This is a genomic window from Bradyrhizobium viridifuturi (assembly GCF_001238275.1).
Classification (GTDB): domain Bacteria; phylum Pseudomonadota; class Alphaproteobacteria; order Rhizobiales; family Xanthobacteraceae; genus Bradyrhizobium; species Bradyrhizobium viridifuturi.
Genome location: NZ_LGTB01000087.1, coordinates 1 through 9,718, shown reverse-complemented (window position 1 = coordinate 9,718; position 9,718 = coordinate 1). Strand labels below are relative to the sequence as shown.

The following is a 9,718-nucleotide window of genomic DNA, read 5'->3' as shown; positions in this document are numbered from 1 at the left end:
CCCCAACCCTCCCCCGCAAGCGGGAGAGGGGCACGATTTCGCTGCGGATATTCTTCAGAACTTCCGCACCAGGTCCGGCGTGATTTCCTTCAAGCTGCGGATGCCGAGCAGCGCAAGGTCGCGGTCGATTTCGGCGTGCAGCAGCGAGATCGCGCGCGACACGCCGGCCTCGCCCGCGACCACGGCACCATAAAGGAACGGACGGCCGATCCAGACGAAGTCGGCGCCGAGCGCCAGCGCCTTGATCACGTCGGTGCCGCGGCGGATGCCGCCGTCCATCATCACCGTCATGTTGCCCTTCTGCGCGGCGATCTCCGGCAGCGTGCGCAGCGCGGAGACGGTGTAGTCGAGCTGGCGGCCGCCATGGTTGGAAACCATCACGCCGTCGCAGCCATGCTCGCGCGCCAGCCGCGCGTCTTCCGGCGCGATCAGCCCCTTGACCACGAGCTTGCCGCTCCAGCGCTTGCGGATCAGCTCGACATGTTTCCAGGCCAGCTGGTCGCGGCTGCCGATGTTGCGCATCAGATTCTTGGACAGCACCGGCGGCCCCTGCTTGGCGTCCATGTTCTCGAAATGCGGCATGCCGTGATTGAACACGGTGCGCGCCCAGGTGTTCAGCAGCCAGTCCGGATGGGTGATGGTGTCCCAGAATACCCGCGGCGTGATCTCGAGCGGCACCTGGAAGCCGTTGCGGATGTTGTTCTCGCGGTTGGGCGGCACCGGCACGTCGGCGGTGACGACGAAAGTGTCGTAGCCGGCCGCCGCGACGCGATCGACCAGCGGCTCGATCCGCTCGGGGAGGCCAGCGAGATAGGCTTGGTACCAGGCCTGCTGATTGGCGGCGCGGACGTCCTCCAGCGCAATCAGCGAGGAGGCCGAGAGGATCATCGGGACGTTGGCGGCGGCCGCGGCGCGCGCCAGCACGATGTCGCCGCGATAGGCGCACAGCGCGGACGAGCCCATCGGCGGAATCCCGAACGGCGAGGCGTGGGTCTTGCCGAACAGCGTCGTGCTCTGGTCGCGGCCGGAGACGTCCTTCAGCACCCGCGGCACGAAGCCGTATTCGTCGAATGCCCGGCGATTGTCGGTGCGTGCCGCGTCGGTCTCGGCGCCGCCGGAGATGTAGCCGTAGAGGAATTTCGGCAGCAGCTGCCGCGCCCGCGGCTCGAAATCGTCGAGCGTGAGATAGCGCCGCAAATGCCGGGGCACGGCGCTCGCTGCGCGGTTGACGGTTGCGGGAGGCGGGGAGGGCGCTGCGGTCCGGTCGTGCACGTTGGGCGTTTCCGTTGTTCTTGGTTCTTGGATGGAGCTTGAAGTTAGCGCCTGCCGCTGCGCCCGGCAATTTTCTCGTTGAACGCGTTGACGGACTGGCTGACGTCGCTGAGCGTCTTGCGCGTCTCGGCGATCATGGTGCCGGATTTCTTGTCGAAACTCTGGATCAGCTCGCGCAGCGAGATCACGGTCGGCAGCAGCTCGCCGCCGTATTTGTCGCTGCCGAAGCTCTTCAGGAACTTGTCGGCCGAGGCCAGCTTGGCGTCGACCGTGCTGATGCCGTCGTCGGCGGCGTCGATGAAGCCGGCGATCAGCTCGCCATTGCCCGACAGCGAGTTGGTGAAGTTCTCGAGTCCGAGCAGCGAGTCCTTGATGTCGGCCTCGTTCTCGGTGATGACGCGGTCGACATTGCGCAGCGCGACGCGCAGCTTCTCCTGGATTCCCATCGTGCCTTCGGCGTCGGCGGTCAGCTCGGGAATGCCGTCGGCGCCGAGCGGGGGTGGCGGCGCATCGTCGGTGCCGCCGGTGAAGGAGATCGAGGCGATTCCGGTCAGGCCCTGGAATTCGAGGCCGGCCTGGGTGTCCTTCTTGATCGGAGCGTTACCCTCGATCCGCGTCATCGCCACCACGCGATGCCGGTCGAGCCGAATCGAGACCACCTCGCCGATCCGCACGCCTGCGAAATTGACACTGGCGCCGCGGCGCAGGCCCGACGCCGAGCCCTCGAACACGACGCGGAACGGGACCATCCGCTTGATACCGGCATAGCGCTGATAGCCCAGCCAGCCGCCGAGCGAGCCGGCGACGAGGGCCAGCGTCAGGGTGCCGATCACGAGATTGCTGGCGCGCGCCATGCGTTTGGGACCTGTCTGCGAAGCAGTCTCAACAGATAGCGGATTTGCCGCCGATAGTCACCGCGGCTCGGGCGGGATCAGGCCGCCGACTGCTTCCGCGAAGCCACGAAGACGCCGGCCAGCACCAGGCGAAGCCGATGAAATGGAAGGCCTGCGGATGCTCGCCGATGAACACGATCGACATGATGGTGCCGAACACCGGAACCATGTGGAAGAACGGCGCGGCGCGGTTGGCGCCGATCAGTTGCACGCCGCGGTTGAAGCACAGATAGGCCAGCGTCGAGGGGAACACCGCGACATAGAACAGCGACAGCAGATTGTTGGCCGTGAGCTGCATCACCGGACGCGCGCCGAGTTCCCAGATGAAGAACGGGACCAGCAGCAGCGCGCCGCAGCCGAAGGTGAAGGCTGCGACCGACAGCCCGTGGATCTTGGGCCGCTTCAGCGTCAGCACCGAATACAGCGCGAAGATCACCAGCGCACCGATGAAGATCAGGTCGCCCTTGTTGAACTCGATCTTCGACAGCGTCGTGAGATCGCCGTGCAGCAGGATCACCAGCACGCCGGCGAGCGACAGCGACACGCCGCACAGCTGCATCAGTGTCAGCCGTGTGCCGAGCAGGATCAGCGACCACAGCGCGACCATCAGCGGCACGGAGGATTGCAGCAGCAGCGTGTTGAGCGCCTGGGTGTATTCGAGCGCCCAGTATTGCAGCGTGTTGAAGGCGCTGATGCCGGTCAGCGACAGCAGCATCATGATGCCGAGATTCTTGCGGATCGCAGGCCAGTCGCGGGCGAGGTGCCTCCAGGCAAACGGCAGGATGATCAGGAACGCCACGAACCAGCGCAGGAACGACAGCGTCACCGGCGGGATGTGGCCGGCGGCGAGCCGGCCGACGATCGCGTTGCCGGCCCAGCACATCGCGGTGATGCACAGCAGCAGATATGGCTGGTTGGCGATCCAGGAGCCGGACGCAGGCGTTGCGGTGGAATCGGAGGCAGACATGCGATGAGGCCCGGGTTCACGACGCCGCGGCCCGCCCGGCAGGCTGTACCGGGCCGGTATGGATTTCCCCGGCCCCTGTCACAGACACGGATTCCGCCATTCCATCAATGGGGATGGACGCATCGCGACCATGCGCGAAGTCCCCCTTCCGGAAGATCCCGCCGCACTTTCCGGATCGTGTCTAGCCGGCCTTCGGCGGCGTGGTCTGACGCTTGACGATCTGCTCGGCGAGCTCGATCAGGATCCGCTTGGTGTCGGGGTCCTGCACGTCGCGGAACACCCGCAGCATGCGCAGCTCGAGCAGGGACTGCAGCGATTCCGCGGCCTGGCCGGCCTGTGTCTGCGCTGTCGTCGCAGGCCGGCGGTTGAGCATGTCGGCGGCGATCCCGAGCATCTCGGCGACGGTCGCCAGGCGGCCGGTATCGACCTTCACCGTGCCGTCCACGCCGTTCTTTTGCAGGGAGGCGCCCGAGCACAGGATCTCGGCGAGATCGGCCTGGGACAGTCCGATTGCGCGCCAGCGCGCCTGCACCAGTTGATCGATCTGGTCGTCCTGCGATGTGCTCATGATGCGCTTCGGCGATCTCCGGCTACGTCCGTGGGCAGCATTTCCCCAAGACAGAATGCTAACAAATGGAACTGCGGTTCGTCGTGTCGGGACTTTTACGGATCATTCAATCGACGACCGCTGCCGCTGCAACGGGCGGCATGCAGGCCGATCCGCGCCTGCACGACGGCCAGCCGTCGCGCAGGGCGGGGCGGTATCGTCCGCGGCCTCTGGTCTAAGATGCTCGCTTTCGCGTCATCCGGCCTTCGCCTTGTCAGCCTGACCTTATTATCAAGACGGTGCGCGAATGCAACCTTGGAGCGATGGTTGAGAAGGATCCAATCCTGATGTGTGACTTGGCCACCGAGCTCAGCGGCGGCGGCTCACAAGTCGATGATCCCGAGCGCGATGCTCTTCGCCACCCCGTGCGTCTTGTTGGACGCCTCGAGCTTGCGCAGCGCCTGCTTGATGAAGCCTTCCACCGTCTCCGGCGAAATACCGAGGATCTGCGCGGTGTCGGCCACGGTCTTGCCGCGCGCCGCCCAGGCGATCACTTCCTTCTCCCGCCCCGTGAGCTTGATGGCCTCGGCGGCGTCGGCGGGCTTCAGGATGGTCGGCGCGTTGCGCTGGTCGCGGTTGACGATGTCCATCGCGCGCTGCACCCAGTAGATCATCAGAAGATGCAGTTCATGCCGATGGCAGACGAACAGCTTGTCGAAGTCGCGCCGCTCTTCTTCCCAGAAGAACACCGTCGAGCTCGAGTGTACGGCGCCGAGCCGGTCGCGATAGTGGAAGGGCACGACGAAGCCGTCCTTGAAGCCGAACTCCCGGGCGGCGTCCATCGTCTTGGCCTCGGGCGCCCGCTTGTGTCCGCTTCGCTCCGGCAGCTTCAGGCTACTCCAGCTGAATGGCGTGTTGGTGCGTCGCGACCGCGCCAGCGCCGGGTCGGCATGGACGAACTCGTTTTGCACATACGCCCGCTTCCAGGCATCGGGAAAGGTGCCGATATGATAGGGCAGATCAAGGTCAGGCCGGCCGGCATCGACAAAGGCGAAGCCCGAGAAGCCGTAGTTCTGGATGACCCGGTGCAACGACGAGCTGAGCTCGTCGATCGTATCCGACGCCTCAATGGTCGAAATCGCGTCTACCAGGCCCATTGCTAAAACCCCCGGTTTTCGGGGGTACCACAGTTAACCCCTTTCGTTCCAGATGTTCCGCATTTGGAGGAAAGGATAATGCCGCATTCATTGGACGGCTATCATGCACTCATCACCAGGGAAGAGCTTGATCCGGCACATGTCGGGGCGATGTTGCGGCTGCGCAAGCAGCTGTTCGTCGACCACTGCGGCTGGCTTCTGAGCACGACCGGCGACGTCGAACGCGATCAGTTCGACTGCTGGTACACCGAGCACTGCCTGTTGTTTGCAGGCGTGGAGCTGGTCGGCGGTTTCCGGGCGATCCGCACGGATTACCCCTATCTTACCAAGTCGGTGTTCCCGCAGCTTGCGATGCGCCGTTTTCCGAGCCGTCGCGACGCCTGGGAGATCAGCCGCTTCGGCGTGCTGCCGAGCGTCGCGAGGACGCAGACGGCGCGCGTGAACTACGCGCTTATGTTCCGCTTCGCCGAGTTGCGCGGGGCGGCGGCGCTGGTGGCGCTCGCCGACCTTTCCTACGAGCGTTTTCTTACCCGCATGGACATCCGCACCCGCCGCTACGGCCCTCCGCAGGTGATTGGCAATGATCGCATGGGCCGCCCGCTGACGGCGCTCGCCGGCGAAATCCCGCTTGGTCTCGCCGACAATCCCGGCTTGACCAAATTCCTCGACCTTGGACGGCAATTGGAGATTCACGATGCCTCACATGTTCTCGGACGTTCGAGCATTCCAGCGTGATCCACTGCGTCTGTTGCTGACGCGCGGCAATGAGGCCGAGCTGGGGCTCGTGCCTCTACGGCTCGGTCCTGCGCCGGTCTTTCTGGTGAACGATCCCGATCTGCTGCGCCCGATCCTCAAGGCGCCGGAGACCGACATCGGAAAGGGCAAGCTGATCAAGAAGCTGACGCCGGTGCTCGGCCGCAGCTCGCTGATGCTGAGCGGCGAAGAGCACAAGCGGCGGCGGACGGTGCTTCAGAAGCACATGGCCAAGGGCAGCGTCGAGAAATTCCTGCCGCATATGTGCGCCGAGATCCGCGCGGTCGGTGCCAGCCTGGCGCGGCTCGGCTCGTTCGATCCGCACCACGTCACCGCGATGCTGGCGTTGCGCACCATCTGCGTCGCGATCTTCGGTTCCCAAGTGATGTCGTCCGGCGACGAGGAGGCGCTGGTTCAGGCCGTCGGCGTGATCGAGGACGATCTGGCCGAGGAGATGTTCCGCGCGTTGCCGTTCGGTCCGGTGGCTTGGTACCGGCGCAGGCAGAACCGGGTCTGCGCCAAGCTTGCGATGTCGACGGTGGTGCAACGCCTGCGCCGCAAGGCGGGCTCGAGCAGCGCGCTGCGGGATCTCGAGGCGCTCGGCCTGAGCGATCGCGATGTCGAGGACGAGATCCTGACACTGCTGCTGGCTGGCCATCACACCACGGGCTCGACTGCAGCGTGGATGTTCTACCAGATGGCTTCCGATCCCGCCCTGATGGACGAGATTGCCGACGAGGCGGCGGAGTGCCTTGGCGACGACGGTGAACTGCGACTTGACGCGGTGAAGCGCGCCAATCTGAGCGCGACCCTCGTCAAGGAGGTTTGCCGGCTTTATCCCAGCGCCTGGTGGTTCTCCCGCGAGGTGATGCAGCCGGTAACGATCGGCGGGCGCGACCTCAAGGTCGGCACCTCGCTGTTGATCTGTCCCTGGCAATTGCAGCGCGATCCCAGGCATTTCGAGGACCCCGACCGCTTCCTGATGACGCGGCGCTACAACACCGACGCCTATATCCCGTTCGGCGCCGGACCGCGCGCCTGCGCCGGGATGGGGGTTGCGATGCTCGAGTTGCAATTGCTCGCGCTCGAGATTGCCGCCGCCTATCGCTTCACCGCCGTCAGCCCGAATCCGGCGCCCTGGCCGAAAGCTCGGTGACGCTGATTCCGCCGCCGATGACGATCGACATCGAAGTCCGCGAGATGCCCTCGCGCATCCCGCAGCTCGGCGAGGAAGCCGAGCGGCTGCCATACATTCCAGCCGCCAACGCAGCATCCATCAGCACACTACAATCGGTTTCCCAATGACAACACACATCACGACGGCCAGCATCGGGCAAAGGGCCATGGATCAAGTGCAAGTGCGCAGTCTGCGCGACGTCATCGCGGTGTTGATCGAACAGCGCAGCATCGTGACGGCGGCCGGCGCCAGCTTTGCCGCACATCTGCTCGACCTCGCGATCATGCAGCTCAGGCTCAACGTCAACGATATCTCGGCAGAGGAATTGACCGGCCTGTCCGACTACGTTGGCGCGGAGTTCAGCAGGGACAAGTCCTCGCACTGATCGCACAGAGCGTTTCGAGCGAAGTGGGCACCCGCTCGCGTGAAGAGAACGCGTCAATACAAGAAGCCGGAGCTTTGGCCTTGATTCATTCGGAGCCGAAGCTCTAGTCCTGCGTCGCCACCAGCGCCTTCATCGAGGCGCCGGCGGCAAGCGCGGCGTCGTTCGGATCGATCTCGATCTGCAGGCCGCGCTGGCCGCCATTGACGAACACGGTGACATGGGTGAGCGCGGTCTCGTCGATCGCGGTCGGCACCTTATTTTTCTGGCCGAACGGGCTGATGCCGCCGACATGATAGCCGGTCAGACGCTCGGCATCGGCTGGGCGCATCATCCTGGCCGACTTGCCGCCGAGCGCTGCGGCGAGCTTCTTCATGCTGACCTCGCAGTCGGACGGCACCACGGCGCAGACCGGCTTGCCGTCGACCTCCGCCATCAGCGTCTTGAGCATGCGGTTCGGGTCGACCCCGAGCGCCTCCGCCGCCTGCAGCCCGATGCTCTCGGCACTGGAGTCGTAGACATAGGTGTGAAGCTTGAAGGCAATGCCTAGCTTGCGCAGCGCCATCGTCGCTTGGGTCGAATTGGGCATGGATCCGGCCGGTTGTTAGGGCTGAATGATCGCCGCAATGGGCCTGGCGATCAATTGGCCGGACGGCCAGCCTCGAGCCGCGCCAACATTAAATCCCCGCGAGGGCGGCGCGGCGGGGCGCTGCATGGAATTTTCGGGGGATATCAAGGGGTTGTAGCTCATCTAAAAGACGTAAACGACCCCCTTCTTGCTTGCGCAGCCGACCCGCTTCCTTTATCGGGTAGGCGCCTTGCGTGCGCGCGGCCGGGCGCCGCGATTTGGGCTGGGCATATCAATGCATGATCGCTGTGGCGGACGCGTTTTCGCCGCGATCATGGTCATGGTCTGAAACACCTGAAGGGAACATCTTCGCAATGGCCAATGTTGTCGTCGTCGGCGCCCAATGGGGTGACGAGGGGAAGGGCAAGATCGTCGACTGGCTGTCGGAACAGGCCGACATCGTCGTGCGCTTCCAGGGCGGTCACAATGCCGGCCATACGCTCGTGATCAATGGCGAGACCTACAAGCTTGCGCTGCTGCCGTCCGGCGTGCTGCGCCCGAACAAGCTGGCGGTGATCGGCAACGGTGTGGTGTTCGACCCGCAGGCCTTCCTCGACGAGGTCGCCAAGCTGAAGGGGCAGGGTGTCGCGGTCGGACCGGACAATCTGCGCATCGCCGAGAACGTCACGCTGATCCTGCCGCTGCACCGCGAGCTGGATTCCTTGCGCGAATCCTCCAACGCCATCACCTCGATCGGCACCACCCGCCGCGGCATCGGCCCGGCCTATGAGGACAAGGTCGGCCGCCGCGCCATCCGCCTGATGGACCTCGCCGACCTCGACACCCTGCCGCACAAGATCGACCGCCTGCTGGCGCATCACAACGCGCTGCGCCGCGGCAACAATCTGCCGGAGATCGAGGGCAAGGTCATCCTGGCCGAGCTGTCGGCGCTGGCGCCGAAGCTGCTGCCTTATGCCGAGACGGTGTGGCGGCTGCTCGACCTCAAGCGCCGCGAGGGCAAGCGCATCCTGTTCGAGGGCGCCCAAGGCGCACTGCTCGATGTCGACCACGGCACCTATCCCTACGTGACGTCGTCCAACACGGTGGCGGCGCAGGCCGCGACCGGCACCGGCCTCGGGCCGGGCGCCGTCGGCTATGTGCTCGGCATCTGCAAGGCCTACACCACGCGGGTTGGCCAGGGTCCGTTCCCGACCGAGCTGAACGACGAGATCGGCGAGGAAATCGGCCGTCGCGGCAAGGAATTCGGCGTCAACACCGGGCGCAAGCGCCGGGTCGGCTGGTTCGACGCGATGCTGGTGCGGCAGACGGTCCGGACCTGCGGAATTGCCGGGCTGGCGCTGACCAAGCTCGATATCCTCGACGGGTTCGACAGCATCAAGGTGTGCATCGGCTACAAGCTCGACGGCAAGGAAATCGACCATCTGCCGGCGGGCGAGGGCGCGCAGGCCCGCGTCGAGCCGATCTACGAGATCATCGAGGGCTGGAAGCAGCCGACCGCCAATGCGCGGTCTTGGGCGGACCTGCCGGCCCAGGCCATCAAGTATGTCCGCCGGGTCGAGGAACTGGTGGGGTGCCCGATCGCCCTGCTGTCCACCAGTCCGGAGCGTGAAGATACTATTCTGGTACAGAATCCGTTCGAGGCTTAACGGGATATTACCTATATCCCACCAATTGTGTGGAAATGGCTGACTACTACCCGCTGATCGCCCGTGCCATAGCCGGACTGGACCCCAACGCCCCCGGCGAAGCCCGCCGCGCGCTGTATGCGCGGGCGCGGACGGCGTTGATCCAGCAACTCCGCGGCGTGCAGCCGCCGCTCTCCGAGTCCGAGATCACCCGCGAACGGCTGTCGCTGGAAGAGGCGGTTCGCAAGGTCGAGTCCGAGGCCGCGCAGCGCGCCCGCGAGGCCTCGCGCCCGGGCGGCGGCGCCCGCCTCGGCGATCCGTTGCGCCGTGCCAATGCGAGGCCGCCGGAGGCTGGC

At 65.3% G+C, this 9,718-nt stretch carries 11 protein-coding genes and 2 pseudogenes; 7 read left to right on the top strand and 6 right to left on the bottom strand.

Going from position 1 to position 9,718, the window contains the following annotated elements; translation table 11 throughout:
- Positions 1–54: 54 nt before the first annotated feature.
- The 4 genes and pseudogenes from ALC15_RS40210 to ALC15_RS40195 all read right to left on the bottom strand — a co-directional run bounded on the left by ALC15_RS40210 (position 55) and on the right by ALC15_RS40195 (position 3,700).
- Positions 55–1,209, bottom strand: coding sequence for an alpha-hydroxy acid oxidase (locus ALC15_RS40210; RefSeq protein ID WP_050632049.1), 1,155 nt, complete (start codon positions 1,207–1,209; stop codon positions 55–57).
- Positions 1,210–1,316: 107 nt separating this feature from the next.
- On the bottom strand, positions 1,317–2,126 hold the full coding sequence (locus ALC15_RS40205; RefSeq protein WP_050632048.1) for an MlaD family protein: 810 nt from the start codon (positions 2,124–2,126) through the stop codon (positions 1,317–1,319).
- A 77-nt stretch (positions 2,127–2,203) separates the two neighbouring features.
- A pseudogene (locus ALC15_RS40200) lies at positions 2,204–3,132 on the bottom strand (DMT family transporter).
- A 181-nt stretch (positions 3,133–3,313) separates the two neighbouring features.
- On the bottom strand, positions 3,314–3,700 hold the full coding sequence (locus ALC15_RS40195) for a hypothetical protein (protein ID WP_050632047.1): 387 nt from the start codon (positions 3,698–3,700) through the stop codon (positions 3,314–3,316).
- Here ALC15_RS40195 and ALC15_RS48105 point away from each other — a divergent pair.
- Positions 3,699–3,962 (top strand): DUF7324 family protein, encoded by a 264-nt coding sequence (locus tag ALC15_RS48105; protein WP_430649230.1) that lies wholly within the window; start codon positions 3,699–3,701, stop codon positions 3,960–3,962. The two genes, ALC15_RS40195 and ALC15_RS48105, sit on opposite strands and share 2 nt — an antisense overlap.
- Positions 3,963–4,062: 100 nt before the next feature.
- On the opposite strand, the gene ALC15_RS40190 is transcribed toward ALC15_RS48105, so the two are convergent.
- Positions 4,063–4,836 carry a helix-turn-helix transcriptional regulator gene (locus ALC15_RS40190; RefSeq protein ID WP_050632046.1) on the bottom strand — a complete coding sequence of 258 codons (774 nt, stop codon included), beginning with the start codon at positions 4,834–4,836 and terminating at the stop codon, positions 4,063–4,065.
- A gap of 90 nt (positions 4,837–4,926) precedes the next feature.
- On the opposite strand from ALC15_RS40190, the gene ALC15_RS40185 reads away from it, so the two are divergent.
- The 4 genes from ALC15_RS40185 to ALC15_RS40175 are packed head-to-tail and all read left to right on the top strand — an operon-like array spanning position 4,927 to position 7,151.
- A complete protein-coding gene (locus ALC15_RS40185; protein WP_157860997.1) occupies positions 4,927–5,571 on the top strand; it encodes an acyl-homoserine-lactone synthase in 645 nt (214 codons plus the stop codon).
- Positions 5,531–6,745: a cytochrome P450 gene (locus ALC15_RS40180; RefSeq protein WP_244486486.1), complete on the top strand. Its 1,215-nt coding sequence runs from the start codon at positions 5,531–5,533 to the stop codon at positions 6,743–6,745. Before ALC15_RS40185 ends, ALC15_RS40180 begins: the two co-directional genes overlap by 41 nt.
- A 17-nt stretch (positions 6,746–6,762) precedes the next feature.
- Positions 6,763–6,894 carry a hypothetical protein gene (locus tag ALC15_RS47420; protein ID WP_283806342.1) on the top strand — a complete coding sequence of 44 codons (132 nt, stop codon included), beginning with the start codon at positions 6,763–6,765 and terminating at the stop codon, positions 6,892–6,894.
- 38 nt (positions 6,895–6,932) lie between these two features.
- Positions 6,933–7,151, top strand: a complete 219-nt coding sequence (locus ALC15_RS40175) for a hypothetical protein (RefSeq protein ID WP_050632044.1) — start codon at positions 6,933–6,935, stop codon at positions 7,149–7,151.
- A gap of 103 nt (positions 7,152–7,254) precedes the next feature.
- On the opposite strand, the gene ybaK is transcribed toward ALC15_RS40175, so the two are convergent.
- Positions 7,255–7,737, bottom strand: coding sequence for a Cys-tRNA(Pro) deacylase (gene ybaK / locus ALC15_RS40170; RefSeq protein WP_050632043.1), 483 nt, complete (start codon positions 7,735–7,737; stop codon positions 7,255–7,257).
- A gap of 353 nt (positions 7,738–8,090) precedes the next feature.
- Here ybaK and ALC15_RS40165 point away from each other — a divergent pair, with 353 nt between their 5' ends.
- Positions 8,091–9,383 (top strand): adenylosuccinate synthase, encoded by a 1,293-nt coding sequence (locus ALC15_RS40165; protein ID WP_050632042.1) that lies wholly within the window; start codon positions 8,091–8,093, stop codon positions 9,381–9,383.
- 35 nt (positions 9,384–9,418) lie between these two features.
- A pseudogene (locus tag ALC15_RS40160) lies at positions 9,419–9,718 on the top strand (hypothetical protein); the annotation flags it as partial.

Excerpts from the sequence above, each read along its gene's own strand:
- ALC15_RS40205 (WP_050632048.1), bottom strand. The coding sequence starts at position 2,126 with ATGGCGCGCGCCAGCAATCTCGTGATCGGCACCCTGACGCTGGCCCTC.
- ALC15_RS48105 (WP_430649230.1), top strand. The coding sequence starts at position 3,699 with ATGATGCGCTTCGGCGATCTCCGGCTACGTCCGTGGGCAGCATTTCCC.
- ALC15_RS40195 (WP_050632047.1), bottom strand. The coding sequence starts at position 3,700 with ATGAGCACATCGCAGGACGACCAGATCGATCAACTGGTGCAGGCGCGC.
- ALC15_RS40190 (WP_050632046.1), bottom strand. The coding sequence starts at position 4,836 with ATGGGCCTGGTAGACGCGATTTCGACCATTGAGGCGTCGGATACGATC.
- ALC15_RS40180 (WP_244486486.1), top strand. The coding sequence starts at position 5,531 with ATGCCTCACATGTTCTCGGACGTTCGAGCATTCCAGCGTGATCCACTG.
- ALC15_RS47420 (WP_283806342.1), top strand. The coding sequence starts at position 6,763 with ATGACGATCGACATCGAAGTCCGCGAGATGCCCTCGCGCATCCCGCAG.
- ALC15_RS40175 (WP_050632044.1), top strand. The coding sequence starts at position 6,933 with ATGGATCAAGTGCAAGTGCGCAGTCTGCGCGACGTCATCGCGGTGTTG.
- ybaK (WP_050632043.1), bottom strand. The coding sequence starts at position 7,737 with ATGCCCAATTCGACCCAAGCGACGATGGCGCTGCGCAAGCTAGGCATT.
- ALC15_RS40165 (WP_050632042.1), top strand. The coding sequence starts at position 8,091 with ATGGCCAATGTTGTCGTCGTCGGCGCCCAATGGGGTGACGAGGGGAAG.